General features: G+C 60.8%; 15 protein-coding genes and 1 pseudogene. 13 read left to right on the top strand and 3 right to left on the bottom strand.

What is annotated here, in order from left to right; all coding sequences use genetic code 11:
* The first annotated feature begins 41 nt into the window (after positions 1 to 41).
* From NWE53_RS29640 to NWE53_RS29610, 7 genes are all read left to right on the top strand, one after another.
* Positions 42 to 314, top strand: coding sequence for a XapX domain-containing protein (locus NWE53_RS29640; protein ID WP_265055280.1), 273 nt, complete (start codon positions 42 to 44; stop codon positions 312 to 314).
* A complete protein-coding gene (locus NWE53_RS29635; RefSeq protein ID WP_442865105.1) occupies positions 314 to 2,308 on the top strand; it encodes an amidohydrolase in 1,995 nt (664 codons plus the stop codon). The genes NWE53_RS29640 and NWE53_RS29635 overlap by 1 nt, the downstream gene beginning before the upstream one ends.
* Position 2,309: 1 nt before the next feature.
* Positions 2,310 to 2,723: a DoxX family protein gene (locus NWE53_RS29630; RefSeq protein ID WP_265055278.1), complete on the top strand. Its 414-nt coding sequence runs from the start codon at positions 2,310 to 2,312 to the stop codon at positions 2,721 to 2,723.
* Positions 2,723 to 4,354 carry an MFS transporter gene (locus tag NWE53_RS29625; RefSeq protein ID WP_265055277.1) on the top strand — a complete coding sequence of 544 codons (1,632 nt, stop codon included), beginning with the start codon at positions 2,723 to 2,725 and terminating at the stop codon, positions 4,352 to 4,354. The genes NWE53_RS29630 and NWE53_RS29625 overlap by 1 nt, the downstream gene beginning before the upstream one ends.
* The gene (locus NWE53_RS29620) at positions 4,355 to 4,597 is read left to right on the top strand and encodes a hypothetical protein (RefSeq protein ID WP_265055276.1); all 243 of its coding nucleotides are present in this window, start codon (positions 4,355 to 4,357) and stop codon (positions 4,595 to 4,597) included.
* Positions 4,598 to 4,652: 55 nt separating this feature from the next.
* Positions 4,653 to 5,336 (top strand): hydrolase, encoded by a 684-nt coding sequence (locus tag NWE53_RS29615; protein ID WP_265055275.1) that lies wholly within the window; start codon positions 4,653 to 4,655, stop codon positions 5,334 to 5,336.
* A 483-nt stretch (positions 5,337 to 5,819) separates the two neighbouring features.
* Positions 5,820 to 6,155: a hypothetical protein gene (locus NWE53_RS29610; RefSeq protein ID WP_265055274.1), complete on the top strand. Its 336-nt coding sequence runs from the start codon at positions 5,820 to 5,822 to the stop codon at positions 6,153 to 6,155.
* A gap of 501 nt (positions 6,156 to 6,656) precedes the next feature.
* Here the strand turns inward: NWE53_RS29610 and NWE53_RS29605 are convergent.
* From NWE53_RS29605 to NWE53_RS29595, 3 genes and pseudogenes are all read right to left on the bottom strand, one after another.
* Positions 6,657 to 7,031, bottom strand: a complete 375-nt coding sequence (locus NWE53_RS29605; protein WP_265055273.1) for a low affinity iron permease family protein — start codon at positions 7,029 to 7,031, stop codon at positions 6,657 to 6,659.
* Between the two features lie 23 nt (positions 7,032 to 7,054).
* Positions 7,055 to 7,471 carry a low affinity iron permease family protein gene (locus tag NWE53_RS29600; RefSeq protein WP_442865104.1) on the bottom strand — a complete coding sequence of 139 codons (417 nt, stop codon included), beginning with the start codon at positions 7,469 to 7,471 and terminating at the stop codon, positions 7,055 to 7,057.
* A gap of 141 nt (positions 7,472 to 7,612) precedes the next feature.
* Positions 7,613 to 7,819, bottom strand: a pseudogene (locus NWE53_RS29595) (DUF892 family protein); the annotation flags it as partial.
* A gap of 776 nt (positions 7,820 to 8,595) precedes the next feature.
* Between NWE53_RS29595 and NWE53_RS29590 the strand changes: the two are divergent.
* From NWE53_RS29590 to NWE53_RS29565, 6 genes are all read left to right on the top strand, one after another.
* Complete coding sequence (locus NWE53_RS29590) at positions 8,596 to 9,228, top strand: DUF6766 family protein (RefSeq protein ID WP_265055272.1); 633 nt, start codon at positions 8,596 to 8,598, stop codon at positions 9,226 to 9,228.
* Between the two features lie 58 nt (positions 9,229 to 9,286).
* Positions 9,287 to 10,198, top strand: a complete 912-nt coding sequence (locus NWE53_RS29585) for an NAD(P)/FAD-dependent oxidoreductase (RefSeq protein ID WP_265055271.1) — start codon at positions 9,287 to 9,289, stop codon at positions 10,196 to 10,198.
* 254 nt (positions 10,199 to 10,452) lie between these two features.
* A complete protein-coding gene (locus NWE53_RS29580) occupies positions 10,453 to 11,667 on the top strand; it encodes an MFS transporter (RefSeq protein ID WP_265055270.1) in 1,215 nt (404 codons plus the stop codon).
* A 72-nt stretch (positions 11,668 to 11,739) separates the two neighbouring features.
* Entirely contained in the window at positions 11,740 to 12,858 is a 1,119-nt protein-coding gene (locus tag NWE53_RS29575) for a glycosyltransferase family 4 protein (RefSeq protein ID WP_265055269.1), read from the top strand.
* The gene (locus NWE53_RS29570; RefSeq protein WP_265055268.1) at positions 12,855 to 15,101 is read left to right on the top strand and encodes an amylo-alpha-1,6-glucosidase; all 2,247 of its coding nucleotides are present in this window, start codon (positions 12,855 to 12,857) and stop codon (positions 15,099 to 15,101) included. Before NWE53_RS29575 ends, NWE53_RS29570 begins: the two co-directional genes overlap by 4 nt.
* Before the next feature lie 422 nt (positions 15,102 to 15,523).
* The gene (locus NWE53_RS29565) at positions 15,524 to 17,620 is read left to right on the top strand and encodes a catalase (RefSeq protein ID WP_265055267.1); all 2,097 of its coding nucleotides are present in this window, start codon (positions 15,524 to 15,526) and stop codon (positions 17,618 to 17,620) included.
* Positions 17,621 to 17,854: the final 234 nt, after the last annotated feature.

Genomic DNA, 17,854 nt, shown 5'->3' with positions numbered 1-17,854 from the left:
CGGTCGCCGACCGTTGCCGTTCAACTCGACAGGAAGGCATGATGAAGCCCTATCTGGTCTCGCTTGGAGCCGGCCTCCTGGTAGGCGTCGTCTACGGCTTGCTGAACGTCCGATCGCCCGCGCCGCCCGTGGTCGCGCTCGTCGGCCTGCTTGGTATCCTGGCCGGAGAGCAGATCGCGCCAATCGCAAAGCGCCTCGCTTCGGGGCAGGGGCTGACCCCTGGATGGCTGCGGCGGGAATGCGGCGAGCACCTCTTCGGCTCGCCGCCGTCGCCAACTTCCGGCGATAAAAGTCAAGAATGGAGCGACCGATGATCCCGACCCGCCGCCAAACCACCTTCGGCGCCGCTGCCGGGGCCTTCTCGGGCCTATTCGGAAGCGCCGTCGCCCAAGCGGCCGGCCCCCAATCCCCTGGCCAAGGAGCCCGCCCGATGACCGCCGATCTCATTCTCCGCAGCGGCCGCTTTACGACGCTGGATCCTGGCAACCCGACCGCAAGCGCCGTAGCGGTGAAGGACGGAGTTTTCCTCAGTGTCGGCAGCGAGCCAGAAGTCATGGTTCATGCTGGCTCCAACACAAAGGTGATCGACCTCAAGGGTCGTTGCGCATTGCCAGGCCTGATCGACAATCATCTCCACATCATCCGAGGGGGGCTTAACTTCAACATGGAGCTTCGCTGGGACGGCGTGCGGACGCTGGCCGATGCTATGAACATGCTGAAGCGCCAAGTGGCGGTCACGCCGCCGCCTCAATGGGTGCGCGTCGTCGGCGGCTTCACCGAGCACCAGTTCGCCGAGAAGCGCCTACCGACAATCGCGGAGCTGAACGCCGTCGCACCCGACACTCCGGTCTTCATCTTACATCTTTATGACCGCGCTCTACTTAACGGTGCTGCGCTGCGGGCGGTCGGCTATACCAAGGACACGCCGAACCCGCCCGGCGGCGAGGTCACCCGCGACGCCAATGGCAATCCGACGGGCCTGCTGCTGGCTCGGCCCAATGCCGGCATCCTCTATGCGACGCTCGCCAAGGGGCCGAAGTTGCCTTTCGAGTATCAAGTCAACTCGACCCGGCATTTCATGCGCGAGCTCAACCGGCTCGGCGTCACCGGTGCGATCGACGCCGGTGGCGGTTTCCAGAACTACCCAGACGACTACGCCGTCATCCAGAAGCTCGCCGACGACAACCAAATCACCATCCGCCTCGCCTACAACCTATTCACGCAGAAGCCAACGCAGGAGAAGGAGGACTTTCTTAACTGGACGAAGACCTCCAAGTACAAGCAAGGCGACGATTATTTCCGTCATAACGGCGCGGGCGAGATGCTTGTCTTCTCCGCTGCCGACTTCGAGGATTTCCGCGAGCCTCGGCCCGATATGCCCCCTGAGATGGAGGGCGATCTAGAAGGCGTCGTGCGCATCCTCGCCGAGAACCGTTGGCCCTGGCGCCTGCACGCGACCTATGACGAAACAATTTCGCGCGCCCTTGATGTCTTCGAGAAGGTCGACAAGGACATTCCCCTCAAGGGGCTGAACTGGTTCTTCGACCATGCCGAGACGATTTCGGAGCGCTCGATCGACCGCATCGCCGCTCTCGGCGGCGGCGTCGCGGTGCAGCACCGCATGGCCTATCAGGGCGAGTATTTCGTAGAACGCTACGGCGCGAAGGCGGCCGAGGCGACCCCGCCGGTGGCGCGCATGATAGAAAAGGGTATCAAGACTTCCGCGGGCACCGACGCCACCCGCGTCGCCTCCTATAACCCTTGGGTCGCGCTCGCCTGGCTCGCCACGGGCAAGACCGTCGGCGGCTTGCGCGTCACGCCGCAGCGCAATTGCCTCGATCGCGAGACGGCGCTCAGGATGATGACCGAGAAGGTCACCTGGTTCTCCAATGAGGAGGGTAAGAAAGGCCAGATCGCGGTCGGCCAGTTTGCTGATCTGATCGTGCCCGATCGCGATTTCTTCGCCTGTCCGGAGGACGAGATCGCGCATATCTCCGCGGATCTTACGGTGGTCGGTGGCAAGGTCGTCTATGGCGCCCGCGATTTCGCTTCCTTCGAAGAGAGCGCCCCCCCACCGGCGATGCCCGACTGGTCACCGGTCCGAACCTTCAAAGGATACGCCGCCTGGGGCGAGCCCGATGGCGCCGGCAAGAACTCGTTGCGCCGCGCCGCCATGACCAATTGCCGCTGTGCCAGCGCCTGCAACGTCCATGGCCACGACCATGCCGGCGCCTGGTCGAGCGCGCTGCCGGCCTCCGACTATCGTTCCTTCTGGGGAGCGCTCGGCTGCGCCTGCTGGGCGGTGTGACATGGCCAGGAACGGCGCCTCTCCGCCGGCCGGCGCCTTGCGCTGGTTCGCGCTGCTGTTGCTCTGTGCCGCCTATATCCAGGGGCCAGTGACCAAGATCCTCGATTTTGAGGGTGCGCTAGCCGAGATGACCCATTTCGGCTTAACGCCGGCACCGCTCTTCGCCGTCGGCATCATTGTCTTCGAGCTTGCGATGACTGCTCTGATCCTGATCGGACGCTGGCGCTGGCTGGCTGCGCTGGCGCTCGCCGGGTTCACGCTGGCCGCGACCTTCATCGCCATTCGCTTCTGGGAGATGTCGGCCGGCCAGGGAAGGGCGATGGCGATGAATGGCTTCTTCGAACATCTCGGCTTGGTCGGCGGCTTCATCGTGGTCGCGCTCGACGACCGATCGCGGCGCAAGGGAGACACGTAGTGAATACTTCCACGACGCCGGCACCTCCGTCCGGCTTCGCGCCGCTGCGCCAAACCGTCTTCGCCGTGCTCTGGGCGGCGACCATCATTGGCAATATCGGCTCCTTCATGCGCGATGTCGCCAGCGCCTGGCTAGTGACGGACCTCTCCGGTGCGCCGGCCGCAGTGGCGCTCGTTCAGGCGGCGGCGACGCTCCCGGTCTTCCTGCTCGCCATCCCCGCCGGCGTGCTCTCGGACATCCTCGACCGCCGCAGGTTCCTGATCGCGGTCCAGCTCCTGCTCGGCTGCGTCAGCCTGTCGCTGATGGCGTTGGCGAGCCTGGGCCAGCTCAGCGTGCCGGCCCTGGTCGGCCTGACTTTCGTCGGCGGCGTCGGCGCGGCGTTGATGGCGCCGACCTGGCAGGCGATTGTGCCTGAGCTTGTCGGCAAGGCCGATCTCAAGAGCGCGGTGGCGCTGAATTCGCTCGGCATCAACATCTCGCGCGCCATCGGCCCGGCGCTGGGCGGGCTGATCCTCGCCGCCTTCGGCGCCGGCGTGACCTACGGCGCCGACGTGCTGAGCTACGTCATTGTCATCGGCGCGCTTTTCTGGTGGCGCCGCCCTATAGGCGCCGACGATGCGCTAAGCGAGCAGTTCGCCGGTGCCTTCCGGGCCGGCCTCCGCTATGCCCGGGCGAGCCGCGAGCTGCACGTCGTGCTGCTGCGTGCGGCGATCTTCTTCGGCTGCGCCAGCGCCGTCTGGGCACTGCTGCCGCTGGTCGCGCGCAACCTACTCGGTGGCGGGGCTGGCTTCTACGGCGTGCTGCTCGGCGCGGTCGGCGCGGGTGCAATCGGCGGCGCTATCCTGCTACCACGTCTGCGCGCCGGCCTCGATGCCGAAAGGCTTCTGCTGTTCTCGGCCGTCTTGACTGCGGCGGTCATGGCCGTGCTAACGCTCGCGCCGCCGCAATGGCTCGCGATCGTCGTCCTTCTGCTGCTCGGCGCCGCCTGGATCGTGGCGCTGACGACGCTCAACGGCGTCGCCCAGGCGATCCTACCGAACTGGGTGCGCGGCCGCGCGCTTGCAGTCTATCTCACTGTGTTCAATGGCGCGATGACCGCGGGCACCCTTGGATGGGGTGCGGTGGCGGAAGCCGCCGGCATCCGCGTCACGCTGTTGATTGGAGCAGCCGCACTGCTTGTGACCGGCCTGATTATGCAGCGGATCAAGCTGCCGGCCGGCGAAGCCGACCTCGCGCCCTCCAACCACTGGCCAGAGCCGCTCGTCGCCGCCGAGGTCGCCAACGACCGCGGACCTGTCCTGATCCTGATAGAGTACCGCGTGCCGGCGGCCGATCGCGAGGTGTTCCTACGCGCGATCAACGCGCTCTCGGTCGAGCGGCGTCGCGACGGCGCTTACGGCTGGGGCATCACCGAGGACACGGCAGATCCGGAGGGGCTGGTCGAATGGTTCATGGTCTCGTCTTGGGCCGAGCATCTTCGCCAGCACCGCCGGGTGTCCAAGTCCGATGCCGATGTGCAAAGCGAGGTCAGGCGCTTCCATGTCGGGAAGGAGGGGCCGGTCGTGCGACACTTCCTGCATATCCATCCGCTGCCTGGCCTTGCAGGCGCGGGGGAGGGAGCCAAGGCGTGAATGGCGGCGCGCGATCGCTTCCCTGGCAGGCCTCTGGCTGGCCTCGGCACGAGGCGAAGACCCGGGCAAAAAACGGCGGCCCTGCCGGAGCCGCCGCCTTACGCGCAGCTGCAGCAGAACCCGGACTATTCCTATTTCGCCGATCCTCATGTGCAGGCGCGATTCGCAGCCGCCATGCGCATCAGAGCGACAATTCCCACCGCGGATCTGCAAGCTGCGCTGCAGGGCGAGCAGGGTAACTGACCCATTCTGCTACGCATCGTCAGGCCGTCCACACGTTCACCTAGAGGAGAGCAACATGTCCAAGTACCTGGAAGTCCTGACCCCGAAGAACTGCCAAATGATCTTCATCGACCAGCAGCCGCAGATGGCGTTCGGCGTGCAGTCGATCGACCGGCAGGTGTTGAAGAACAACGTCGTGGGCCTCGCCAAGGCGGCGAAGACGTTCAACATCCCAACGACAATCACCACGGTCGAAACGACCAGCTTCTCCGGGCACACCTATCCCGAGCTGCTGGCCGTGTTCCCCCAGAACAAGATCCTCGAGCGCACCTCGATGAACTCATGGGACGACCAGAACGTGCGCGATGCGCTCGCCGCTAACAACCGCAAGAAAGTCGTTGTCTCCGGCCTGTGGACCGAGGTCTGCAACACCACCTTCGCGCTCTGCGCCATGTTGGAAGGCGCCTACGAGATTTATATGGTTGCGGACGCCTCCGGCGGTACCTCCGGCGATGCGCATAGATACGCTATGGACCGGATGGTCCAGGCCGGCGTCGTACCGGTGACCTGGCAGCAGGTGCTCCTGGAATGGCAGCGCGACTGGGCCCATCGCGAGACCTATGACGCCGTCATGGCCATCGTGAAAGAACATTCCGGCGCCTACGGCATGGGCGTCGACTACGCCTATACCATGGTCCACAAGGCACCCGAGCGCGTCGCGCATGGCGAGCGCATCGGTCCGCGCCCGGCAGATATTTAATCCTTTTCCGGGGACGCAGCGGATTCTTTCCGCTGCGTCCCCCAGCCATCGGGCAATTGCGCAAACAAAATTCCCGTCACTGCGGATCGACTGGAGCGAAGCGAAAAGCAACGGCCTTCAGCGAAAGCCATCGATTCTCACGACGGCTGGTTCCCACGATTGAGTTATGACGGGCGGCTTTTATGACCCGCTAGCGCATCCCAACGGATTCGGTCGCGCTATCCGGCAAAGCGTCGGACGCGTGGCACAGAACATTAGTTGGCGCGCCGTCAACGGGGTCGACGCGTACGCCGGTGGCCCGCCTGGCTCGGCCGAATGAATGGTCGGCGGTGGCATCCTTGCTCTCAGCATCGTCATCGTGGTGCCTGTGGCTCTAAAGGTCGGAACTCAACAACAATGGTCTGCGTTTACTCGCGTCGGGGCAGTCAGTGTATTATTTCGGGAGTTGCTTTCCGACCTTCGCAGCGAGAATAGGAGGGTGTGATGAGGAAACTCGCAACGCTCGCCACTGCCGGTTTGATCGTCTTGGGCAGTGTGGGAACAGCCGGAGCGTATTATCGGCGTGCAGGCTGGGGCTACTATAATCATGGCGGGAACGGCGGGGCCGTCGCCGCCGGGATCGTCGGCGGCGCTTTGCTCGGGGGGCTAATCGCATCGGCGGCTCGCCCGGCCTATGGCTACGGATATCTCGCCTATGGCTACGGATATGGATATCCGGCCTATTATGGCCCACGCCACTACTATGCCCGACCCGTCTATTACCGTCCGCGCTATTACGGGTGGAACCGGGGTTATTACCACCCGCACTATTACTGGTGAAGTCGCTCTTGCTGGAGGTTTCGAGCACTGGGATTATTCGTATCCGGCCGGGTTGAGCGACTGCGTCCCGACCAAGGAACCCTTTGCATCAGATATCGATGGACGTGAGCAGCTCATTCGTTTGGAGAGCGCTGTACCGATATTTGTGCCCAAGCTCGGTTGTGATGCACTCCTAATCATCGGCAATCGCGACTGAATGAGCGCCCTACCCACATCTCGGCGCCGTCCAAGCCAATTGATAACAAGGCGATGAGATCGTGGATCGCTTCTACAGTTATCCGTTGCAAGTCGCTCCGTTGCTCCAGCGAGCGTAGTGTTAGCCGAACCAAGTTTGCCCTCTGTTAGGGCGCTATAACGGTGGCCTCGTTCAGTCGCAAAGCCTGACATTTCGAGCGACGCTCGCCATTGGCCTTCCGCTTGACTCCTCTGGAGCGCGCCCCAGTCGTCCCAGTCGATGGAGGGCTTGGGGCACCGCCTTATTGAAATGCACTAACGGACCGCTCACTGCGGTTCCCCACTTTCCAACTGCGCAGTCTTTTGCTCATCCTGGCGTATCCGCTCGATCTCTACGTCAGTACCCTCCTCAATGCCGATGAGCGCATTCCGTGCGTGGTCGTGAGCTTTAATTAACTCGTCGATTTTTGCGTGAAGTGCAGCTCCATCGCGGTTCTGTGTGGCTTGAAGGATGGGCAACAGCAACAATGTAATCGTACTGATTGCTAAACTAGCGCCGCCTAATAGATGGTCGCTACCCGAGAAAAACGCCCCGAAGCCTATCAGCGAGAGTGCCACCGCGATGAGCAGCATAGCGGGGCGGCCTGCAAATCGTGCGCAACCAGTCGCGAAATCGTGGAACCAGCTCGTTCTGAACCTCATCGGAAACCTGTCGGTTTACCCGTTCATTCTTCTCTGTCGGCTTTATCCCTTGCTTTCTGCGCTCGCGCTGCGAAATCCTTCCGGATCTGCGTCAAATCCCCTTCATCCAGCTCTTCAAGATCAAGAAGCTCTTCCCGCGCTCCCTTCAGCCGGATTATCAGCTCGTCAAGTTTGATTTGCATCGCGGCGGTGTCACGGTTCTGGCTGTTCTGAATAATGAAGACCATCAAGAAAGTAATGATGGTCGTTGAAGTATTGATGACGAGCTGCCAGGTGTCGTTGAAACCAAAGAACGGCCCAGAAATAGCCCAGATGAGGATAATGCCAACGGCGGCGAAAAAGGTGATCGGCTTACCCGTCCAGCTCGATATGGCCTGAGCCATTCGGGTGAAAGGCGAGCACTTGTTGTTCTGCGTTACCAAGTGAGAATAATCGGTCATTGCAGCCTCGAAAAAAAGTACCGCCCCAGTCGTGAGGTCGTTGAGCCTAGGGCTTACGCCATCTCGTAGTACTCGACGGCCTTGCGCTGTGTCGACCAGGCCGACGTCCAGGGCCGGGTTGTCCCAGAAGCCCTCCATGATGCTCTTGCCATCCTCGATAATGCCGAGGATGGCGTCGCAGGTGTTTCCGCGCGGCGCCTTGCCGACGAGCTCGAGAACCTCAGTAAGGCGTTCAACATGAGCTTCAGTTTCCTCGCGATGGGTCTCGAAAGCCGTGTCGCTTTGGGTGAGGTGGGGGCCTGGCCCACCTTGGGCAGGGACTTCAGGACCTGCTTTACTGCGTAGCATCCGTCCTTGAGCGTATCGAGGGACGGGGAGCCCAGGGTTTTAGGTTCTTTTTGCATCAGTGCCTCCTGCCGGATGCGAAGCGACTCGCTAAACTAGGCAAATGATTGAGAGGTTCCCACGAAACCGGAACCCTTCGTCCTTGGGGCCGCCGCAGCCAACAAAGGAGCCCGATCTGACGTCCAAGGAAGATAGGCTGCTCGAATGGTTTTGCGATGCGCAAGCGATGGAAAAAGAAGGCCAAAACAATGCTCACGGCTAATCCAACCGTATCGAAAGCTACCCGGATCTAAAAGCGAAGATCGATCAGCATCTTGCTGAAACGAGGCGCCGCGACGGCCGCCTTCATTTCATTCGTCGGGCGCGTCGAGGCGCCCCAAAACGCTCAACAGTTGAAGCGAGATCTGTCTAGCAAGCTCTCTAGAGCCGGCCGAGAGAGGAGGGCGACGCAACGATGCTTCTCTGCGGCTTCGGAGTTGAGGATTACATAGCTTCCAAACCGTAACGGCATGCGCCGCGCAGCTTCAAAGGCGTTTTCGATATCTGGCGACTGGCTGTAAAGCGCGCCCGCCACATATCCTTTAGTCAGTTACTTCGACCGGCAGCGTATCGGACGTGATCGCGACCGAAGTCAGGTTGTGACGCCGCGAGTCCCACCTCAGTCCGAGTTTGTAGAACGTCCCTGGCCGCCGCTCGAGGCGGAACATCGAATTACAGGGCGAGTTTTCCCCCGACCGGGCTTGCACCGAGACAATCAAGGATACTGAGGCGGCGCGCAGATGCGGAATTTCATTCGCGACAACGGCCTCACGCTGGCTCTATCTGCAATGTTCCTTCTTTCTCTGGTCGGCATGGCCCTCACCGGCCACTCGGCGCGAAACCAAGAGCTCATTGAACATGGCCAAGCCGCGATCCGTTTCGCAGCCTACCTATCCGGAGGCGATTTTCTGTCCGCTCTATTTGAAAATTGGGAGAGCGAATTCCTCCAGATGGCGGTCTATGTCGTCTTGACGGCGATGCTGCTTCAACGTGGTTCGGCGGAGTCGCGCGATCCGGATGCCCCGGAGAGAGAAGACGACGAGGTCGCGTGGGGTGCTCACCATCCGATCCTTGCTTGGCTCTATGAACGCTCCCTGGGCATCGCCCTGGCACTTCTCTTCATCGCCTCTTTCGGCCTCCACTGGCGGTTCAGCATGGTCAAGGCCAACGAACAGGCTGCTCATCACGGCCGGGAAGCTCAATCGGCCCTGGACTATCTCGGCGATTCACAGCTCTGGTTTGAATGCTTTCAGAATTGGCAATCGGAGTTTCTATCGACGGCGGTCCTTGTGGTGTTGTCCATCTTTCTGCGCCACCGGCGTTCTCCCGAATCCAAGCCGGTGGGAGCCCGCCACGCCGAAACCGGCGCTTGACCTTGTGCGGAAGTAACACGGCATAACGGACAGCTCCGACGATCGTGAAAGGCGAGCGATGGCTGAAAACCTCGACTGCCTAATCATAGGTGGAGGCCCTGCCGGGCTTACGGCAGCGATCTATCTGGCTCGGTTCCATCTCAAAATCATCGTAGCCGACGACGGAAACAGCCGAGCGCTGCAAATTCCCCTGACACGCAACCACGCGGGCTTTCCGAAGGGAATTTCCGGAACGGATCTGCTGCGCCGCATGCGCGTCCAGGCGCTGAAATACGGGGTCGGCTTCATCGACACTCACATCGATCGACTCCAGGCCGCCGACGATGGTTTTCAGGCTGAGGTGGGCGCTTCCCTCGTGAGCGCGCGATCCGTCCTTCTCGCAACGGGCGTGACTAACAGGCGTCCCGCGATCCCAGAAGACCTTCACGCAAATGCGCTGCGCCGCGGGCAACTGCGGTACTGCCCCGTGTGCGACGGTTACGAGGTGACGGACCAGGACGTGGCCGTCATTGGCCGCGATGCCCGTGCGTTAAGCGAGTGCATCTTTTTGAGATCGTTCACCGATCGTGTCACGCTGGTTCTGGACGACAGATCAGAGTTGACCGACCTGGACTTGGACCGTGTCAGGACGATCGGTGTCACGATCGTCGGGGGGCGGCCTAAGGATTTTGTTCTCGACCCAAGCCGAATCCACTTCTGGGTCGGCGAACATTTCATGACGTTCGATGCCATTTATCCCGCATTGGGGTCGGAGGTTCATTCGGAGTTAGCGGCGTCGGCAGGCGCAACATTGACCGAGGAGGGTTGCGTGAAGGTCGATGCCCACCAGAGGACGGATGTTTCGGGGCTTTATGCTGCCGGCGACGTCGTAGTTGGCCTGGATCAGATCAGCCATGCCATGGGCGAAGCGGGGGTCGCTGCCACCACCATCCGCAACGATCTTGCATCCGCCATGCCGATCTTACGCTAGGCAATCGAGCTGCCGCCTCACTCCTAGCGAGCATTGCGTGATATCGGAGCCCAGCTTGGCGAATGCGAAAACCCTGCGGCTCCGGTCCGATGCGGATTCACCAGCCGCAGCTTTCGATTAAGTACTCCCGTGCAGGTGCGAACATATCTTGGGATTGTCGGTGACCACTCAAGAACTTCGGATGCTGACACGACCAAGCACGCCAAGAGTGGGTTCATAAACCCGACATTTGATGTCGGACTCGTGAGGAGCGGATGCCCTATCGTCTGAGCCTGGACTGGGTAAACTTCTTACTGGCCGACCTGAGAGGAGGGCTCGGGCCGTATGTAAATGTCTTCCTGTTGACGGATGCTGGCTGGGACCAAGGGACGATCGGTGCTCTGCTGACGGCCAGCGGCCTGATTGGCATCGCATTTCATCCCCCCCTGGGTGCGTTCATTGACGCCACCCGAGCGAAACGAGCCCTGATCGTTGGGGGTGCGTGGGCGCTAGCGCTAATGGGAGTGGCGATCGCGACTTTCCCGACCCTGGCGGTGGTCTTCGTTGCCGATATCAGCATGGCTTTACTGGGCGGTGTGTTCGGACCGACGGTCGTAGCGATAACGCTCGGCATCTTCGGGGCACGGGAAATTGCTGCGCAGCTTGGGCGCAATGCTGCGTTCGACCGTTTCGGCAATCTTTTCATCGCGGCGACGGCCGGAATTGTAGGCACCTATTTCGGTCAGCGCGGCGTGTTCTATATGCTTCCGCTGTTCGCGATGCTGACAACGATCGCGGTCCTTTCGATACCCTCTCACGGCATCGATCATGCACTCGCTCGCGGCCTGGACGAAACCGACGACGGCCGAGCGCGACCCTATGCCTGGCGGCATTTGTTCACCGAACGGCCTTTTGTGCTGCTCGCGCTCGGCACGGCGCTCTTCCATTTCGCCAATGCGCCGATGTTGGCTCTGGCAAGCCAGAAGCTCGCACTGGAGGCCAAGGGTTTCGAGTCTGCAGTGACCTCAGCTGCGATCGTGGTGGCACAACTCACGACGATTCCGATGGCCTACCTTGTGATGCGGTCCAATCCGGTCGGCAGGAAGGTGCTCCTTCTTCTCGCGTTTGCCGCCGTACCGCTGCGCGGCATCTTGTTTGCTTTTGTCGCTGATCCCTACTGGGTGATCGGCTTCCAGATCCTCGACGGGATTGGATCGGGGCTATTCGACGTTTTGCTGCCGCTTGTTCTCTACGGTGCAGTCCGAGGCAGTGGTCGCTATAATATGGCGCGTGGACTTATCGGCACAATCCAAGGCATCGGCGGCGCGTCGAGTTATGCTTTAGCGGGATCTATCGTGGTTTGGGCCGGATACAGCGTCGCCTTTGCTGTTCTCTCTGGCATCGCGTCAGCCGCATTCCTCCTGATGTTGGTTGCCATGCCCGAAATAGTTCCGCGAGCACCTGTCGGAGAGCGCATGACCGACCCCTGAGCGCGAACTTTCGGGCCGAAGCGGCGTTGCATGCTGGCCTGTATATGTCGGCGCGGGGGGCGGAGAAAGAGAATGCGGATTGCGCAAGTTGCACCGCTGGCCGAAGCGGTCCCTCCAAAGATGTACGGCGGAACGGAACGGGTGGCGTCCTGGTTGACCGAGGAACTCGTTCGGCTCGGACATGAAGTCACTCTTTTCGCGTCGGGCGATTCCAAAACTTCCGCTGAATTGGTGGCATGCGCGCCAGAAGGTCTGCGCCTCGCGGGCATCCGCGATCACACGGCCAGTCATCTCGCCATGCTCGCCAAAGTTCGCGAGCGAGCGGCCTCCTTCGATATTATCCATTTCCATCTCGACCTGCTGCAGCACGCCGTTTTCACGGATCTTGCCCAGAAATGCGTAACGACGCTGCATGGCCGGTTGGATCTGCCGGATTTCCTGCCCGTTTATCACGCCTTCCCGCAGATGCCGCTGATATCGATTTCCGACTGCCAGCGGTGCCCAATGCCTGCGACTGCGAACTGGCTGGCGACCGTTCAACACGGTCTGGGGCGGGGTCTGTGTCCATTCGATCCACGAGGAGGGGATTATCTCGCTTTTCTCGGGCGGATTACGCCCGAGAAGCGGCCCGATCGAGCGATTGAAATCGCAAAGCAGGCTGGCATGCCGCTCAAGATCGCGGCCAAGGTCGATCCCGTTGACGAAGACTATTATCGAGCAGAGATCAAGCCCTTGCTCGATCATCCCTTGATCGAGTTCATAGGCGAGATCGATGAAGGGCAGAAAGCGGCCTTTCTTGCAGGTGCGCGCGCGCTGCTCTTCCCGATCGATTGGCCCGAGCCCTTTGGGCTCGTGATGATCGAATCGATGTCAGCGGGAACGCCTGTCATTGCCTGGCGCAACGGCTCGGTGCCTGAGGTAATCAAAGACGGTGTGTCCGGCATCATCGTGGATTCCATCGCTGAGGCCGTCGTAGCCGCGGAGCGCAGCGTCACCATGGATCGCTATGAAGTGCGGCGGTATTTCGAAAGCCGTTTCACCGCGGCACGGATGGCGAGCGATTATCTCGACGCCTTCAATCGCTTGCTGGGTTCGTCTGGGGGACGCCAAAGCGCCGCACAATGGACGCAGAGCCGTGACGCACTACGGCCTGTCCAGCCCGGTCTTCAGCGAGGAGGAGCCTTTGGATGAAGGAGCATGGCATCGCAGCGCGTGAGCGCGAGATTCCACCACCCCACGAGCAGTTGGCTGATCACGCTCTCGATGCCCATCCATCTCTCGTGGAACGACCGCTCCGCACACTGAAATCCGGTGATGCCTTCGCGGTTCTCGACAGCTATGGGGACATGGGTATCACCCCTGGTACGTCCGAAGGCATTTTCTGCAATGACACCCGGCATCTTTCCCGGCTGCAACTGTTCTTCGAAGGCAAGCGGCCGCTCCTGCTCAGCTCGGTCATCCAAGACGACAATGCTTCCCTCACCGTGGATTTGGCCAATCCTGAAATTGCTCGCGGCGACGGCAACGCGCTCATTCCGCGCGACGCCATCGCAATAGAGCGGACAAAGTTCCTCTGGAATTCGGCGTGCTACGAGCGGATTGGCTTACGCAATTTCGACCGCGTTCCCCACGAATTCAGCCTGTCTCTGGCCTTCGATGCAGACTTCCGTGATTTGTTTGAGGTGAGGGGGATGAAGCGGGCCCATCGCGGTGAAATGGACGGCCGGGCCATTTCTTCGCTCGTAGAATTCTCCTATCGCGGCCTCGACGACAGGACGCGCCGAACGGTTCTCCGCTTCGAACCGGCACCGCTCCAACTGACGAAGGATTTCGCCTCGTTCCGGTTTGCCCTCAAGCCCGGCGAGCGGACGTCGCTACTCGTGACCGTTGCCTGCGAATTGATAGATGCCGAGGCTTCGGGCGGGCTTGCCGTGGGCACATCAGGCGTATCACCGATTGGCTTTGCCAAGGCCTACCAGCGGGCTCGTCGAGACCTACGCGCGCTGACAGCGAGCATCGCCAAGGTGGATTCGACGAACACCCTCTTCAACGACCTGATCAGTCGCTCGACCTCCGATGTGTATACGCTTGTGACGCGCAATGCCGAGGGAATCTACCCTTACGCCGGCATTCCTTGGTTTTCGACGATGTTCGGTCGCGACGGGATCATCACCGCGATGATGCTGTTATGGGCTGATCCGATGGTGGCGCAAGGTGTTCTGCTTCGGCTGGCAAGGGCGCAGGCCGTTAGCAGCGATCCCGAAGCCGACGCCCAACCCGGCAAGATTCTGCACGAACGCCGAAGCGGCGAGATGGCCAATCTCGGGGAAGTTCCTTTCGGCTTCTATTATGGTTCTGTAGATGCAACTCCGCTCTTCGTCATGCTGGCCGGCCAGTATTTTGAGCGCACTGGCGATCTGGCCACGATTGAGCGACTCTGGGGAAATATCGAGGCGGCACTGCAATGGTGCGACACCTTCGGCGATCGCGATGGGGATGGGTTCGTCGAATACTATCGCGAGACTGAAAGCGGGCTGGCCAATCAAGGCTGGAAGGACAGCCACGATTCGATTTCACACGCGGATGGCTCCCTGGCCCGAGGACCTATCGCGCTGGTCGAAGTTCAGGCTTACGTCTATGCCGCCAAACAGGCCGCGTCGACCATGGCGATCGCTCTCCGCCTGGATGCTCGGGCGGACGCGTTGCGGCAGGAGGCTTCCATGTTGCGAGCCCGCTTCGACGAAGAATTCTGGTGCGAGGAGATCGGCAGTTACGCGCTGGCGCTGGACGGAGACAAGAAGCCCTGCCGTGTCCGATCGTCGAACGCGGGACATGCCCTATTTGGTGGTATCGCAGAACCCGCGCGCGCAATACGGGTCGTCGAGACCCTGATGAGTGAAGCCGCCTTTAGCGGCTGGGGTATCCGAACCCTGAACGCCAGCGAAACTCGCTATAATCCCATGTCTTATCACAACGGCTCGATCTGGCCGCATGACAACGCCCTGATCGCTTTTGGTTTCGCGAAATACGGTTTCAAGCTCCAGGCAGCACGCTTATTCGAGGCGATCTTCGACGCGGCAACCTACCAAGACCAGCAGCGCCTACCGGAGTTGTTCTGCGGATTCTTGAGGAGGCGCCGGCGCGGTCCGACCGCGTATCCGGTCGCTTGTTCACCACAGGCCTGGGCCGCGGCCGCCCCCTTCGCGCTGTTAGCCGCCTGCCTAGGCCTACACCTGCCGGCAGCCACGAATGAGGTCACGCTGATCGATCCGGTCCTTCCCTCGTTCCTCGACGATGTTACAATTCGCGGATTGAAACTGGGAGCGTCACAATTCGATTTGCGCGTGCATCGCCACAAGAGCGATGTGACGTTGAATGTGCTCAGGCGATGGGATGAGAGCAGTGCGCGCGTGGTCATGATCAAAACGAAATAGCGTTTTATAAATCTACAGTAACTCTGAAACTTAAAGTATGAAATTACCATATGAAAATATAGTTACTGTAAACTACTGATATTATATTTTTAATCTTATAAATGACCTCTTGCTATTAATAAAAGTCACGTGCCAGTCGCAGGGCAATCCTAGTCTGCCTTTGATGTTGCTGTAAATCTCAGCGACGTTCGTCACGAAGCATTGCCCCGGGTTATCTGACGCAAAATATAGCAGGCGAGGAGCATCGCCAAGGGCCAAGTGGACGCCGGAACTTAAGGACCGCTCATTTCGTTCTGTGAGCACTCCACGAGGGCGGAGATATCGACGCCTCCTCCTCGCCGAACCGATCAAGATGAGCCTCGATCCGCTCGAAACCGAGCGACATATGCGGCTCGCGCGTCAGCAAGCAAGGACAAGGATCCATGGCCCGCTCTCCCCGCGATGAAACCGCCAATTCCAAAGTCTCGATCGGCAACGGCGGCGAACTGCACCAGACAGCCGTCGCGCCGGACGGCCGGATCACCACCAATCATGGCGTTCCCGTCAGCGACAACCAGAATTCACTGAAGGCAGGCGGTCGCGGTCCAACGTTGCTCGAAGACTTCGTCCTGCGTGAGAAGATCCAGCATTTCGACCACGAACGCATCCCTGAGCGCATTGTCCATGCACGCGGTTCGGCCGCCCATGGTTTTTTCGAACTGACCCAGTCGTTGGGGGAGTTCTCTCGTGCCAAAATCCTGACCGAAGTCGGAGTCAGGACTGAGGTCTTCACGCGCTTCTCGACGGTCGCTGGCGGGGCCGGCTCAGTCGACACGCCGCGCGACGTCCGTGGCTTCGCGGTGAAATTCTACACCAAGGAAGGCAATTGGGATCTCGTCGGCAACAACATTCCCGTCTTTTTTATCCAGGACGCAATCAAGTTTCCCGACCTGATCCATGCGGTGAAGATGGAGGCCGACCGCGGCTACCCTCAGGCAGCCAGCGCCCACGACACTTTCTGGGACTTCGTGGGACTGATGCCCGAATCGACCCACATGGTCATGTGGGCGATGTCGGACCGTGCGATACCGCGCTCGCTGCGGATGATCGAGGGTTTCGGCGTCAACACGTTCCGCCTGCTCAACGACAAGAATACGCCGACCTTCGTCAAGTTCCACTGGCGCCCCAAGCTCGGGACCCAATCCACCTGCTGGGATGAGGCGGTGAAGATCGCCGGTGCCGACCCGGACTACCATCGCCGCGATCTGCATGAGGCCATCGCCAAGGGGGATTTCCCGGAGTGGGACTTCGGCGTGCAGTTGCTCAGCCAGGAGGAGGCCGATGCTCTGCCCTTCGACATTCTTGACGCAACTAAGGTGATCCCCGAGGAATTGGTGCCGATCCGCATCATCGGTCGCATGGTGCTGAACCGAAATCCGGACAACTTCTTCGCCGAGACCGAGCAGTCCGCGTTCCTGCCGACAAATATGCCGCCCGGTATCGATGTCTCGGAAGACCCGCTGCTGCAAGGTCGCCTGTTCTCCTACCAGGACACGCAGCTCTCTCGGCTCGGGACCGTGAACTTCCACCAGATTCCGATCAACAGGGCCAAGGGCTGCCCCTTCCAGAACCTGCAGCGCGATGGGCATATGCAGACCCAGGTCTTCACCGGCCGGGCAAACTACGAGCCCAACAGCCTCAACGAGGCCGGCGAGGCTAGCGGCCCTCGCGAGGACCCGATAGGCGGGTTCCGGACTGGTGCGATTCCGGTCGAGGAGCATAAGGTTCGTCTGCGCGCAGAGAGCTTCGCAGATCATTACAGCCATGCCCGATTGTTTTTCCGCTCGCAGAGCGAGATCGAGCAAGCGCATCTGGCGAGTGCTCTCGTCTTTGAGCTGTCGAAGGTCACTCTGGAGCACGTCCGCAATCGCGTGCTGTCGAATCTCGTTAATGTCGATGAAACCCTAGCGCAGCGCGTTGCCGATGGGCTTGCGATGCCCCTGCCAAAGGCTTCCGAGCCGGGTATAGCGCCGGTCGACATGGAGCCGTCGCTGGCGCTCCGGATTGTCGGCAAGTACCCTGAGACTCTGAAGGGGCGGACTGTCGGCATATTGGTTTCGGATGGGGCGGACGGGGCAGTCGTCGCCGCCGTCAAGGCCGCCGTCGAAGGCGATGGCGGAGCCGTCAAGATCGTCGCGCCGAAGATCGGCGGCGTGAAGCTCAAGGACGGGAAGACACTCAAGGCCGATGGCCAGCTCGCCGGCTCGCCTTCCGTGCTCTTCGACGCGGTGGCGATCATCCTTTCCGAGGACGGTTGCGCGATGTTGATGAAAGAAGGTGCGGCGGTCGATTTCGCCAAGGACGCCTTCGGGCATCTCAAGGCGATCGGCTACAGCGTTGAGGCCGAGCCGCTTCTCGACAAGGCCGGAGTCGAGCCGGATGACGGGATCGTCGCGCTGGGCAAAGCCGTGGAGGCGTTCCTGCTTCCGGCGCGAACGCGGCAATGGGGCCGCGAGCCGAAAGTCCGCATGCTGGCGTAAATGCTCGTTTGGTCGGAGCCGCAGCCAGCCGCCTAGAGTTTGGTTCACGTCTAAATCAGCGACGGGCTCGGTACTACGAGGCCGTCGGCGGCGGCATAGCAATCTAGTGATCTCTTGGCATTTCGCTCTTGATCAACTCCGCCAGTCAACGGGCGGGCTGAGCTCTTTGCATCATCCGAGATGGTGAGCCGGTGCAACCGAGCGAGAGCTGATACGCGTTCGCGAAGTTGCTGG

The organism is Bosea sp. NBC_00550 (genome assembly GCF_026020075.1).
In the GTDB taxonomy this organism is placed as follows: Bacteria; Pseudomonadota; Alphaproteobacteria; order Rhizobiales; family Beijerinckiaceae; genus Allobosea.
Note: the sequence above shows the minus strand (reverse complement) of the source record. Positions and strands in the feature narration are given on the sequence as shown.

What these genes read in the sequence shown, in the direction of transcription:
- NWE53_RS29640 (WP_265055280.1), top strand. Translation starts at nt 42, where the DNA reads ATGAAGCCCTATCTGGTCTCGCTTGGAGCCGGCCTCCTGGTAGGCGTC.
- NWE53_RS29630 (WP_265055278.1), top strand. Translation starts at nt 2,310, where the DNA reads ATGGCCAGGAACGGCGCCTCTCCGCCGGCCGGCGCCTTGCGCTGGTTC.
- NWE53_RS29620 (WP_265055276.1), top strand. Translation starts at nt 4,355, where the DNA reads ATGGCGGCGCGCGATCGCTTCCCTGGCAGGCCTCTGGCTGGCCTCGGC.
- NWE53_RS29615 (WP_265055275.1), top strand. Translation starts at nt 4,653, where the DNA reads ATGTCCAAGTACCTGGAAGTCCTGACCCCGAAGAACTGCCAAATGATC.
- NWE53_RS29610 (WP_265055274.1), top strand. Translation starts at nt 5,820, where the DNA reads ATGAGGAAACTCGCAACGCTCGCCACTGCCGGTTTGATCGTCTTGGGC.
- NWE53_RS29605 (WP_265055273.1), bottom strand. Translation starts at nt 7,031, where the DNA reads ATGAGGTTCAGAACGAGCTGGTTCCACGATTTCGCGACTGGTTGCGCA.
- NWE53_RS29600 (WP_442865104.1), bottom strand. Translation starts at nt 7,471, where the DNA reads ATGACCGATTATTCTCACTTGGTAACGCAGAACAACAAGTGCTCGCCT.
- NWE53_RS29590 (WP_265055272.1), top strand. Translation starts at nt 8,596, where the DNA reads ATGCGGAATTTCATTCGCGACAACGGCCTCACGCTGGCTCTATCTGCA.
- NWE53_RS29585 (WP_265055271.1), top strand. Translation starts at nt 9,287, where the DNA reads ATGGCTGAAAACCTCGACTGCCTAATCATAGGTGGAGGCCCTGCCGGG.
- NWE53_RS29580 (WP_265055270.1), top strand. Translation starts at nt 10,453, where the DNA reads ATGCCCTATCGTCTGAGCCTGGACTGGGTAAACTTCTTACTGGCCGAC.
- NWE53_RS29575 (WP_265055269.1), top strand. Translation starts at nt 11,740, where the DNA reads ATGCGGATTGCGCAAGTTGCACCGCTGGCCGAAGCGGTCCCTCCAAAG.
- NWE53_RS29570 (WP_265055268.1), top strand. Translation starts at nt 12,855, where the DNA reads ATGAAGGAGCATGGCATCGCAGCGCGTGAGCGCGAGATTCCACCACCC.
- NWE53_RS29565 (WP_265055267.1), top strand. Translation starts at nt 15,524, where the DNA reads ATGGCCCGCTCTCCCCGCGATGAAACCGCCAATTCCAAAGTCTCGATC.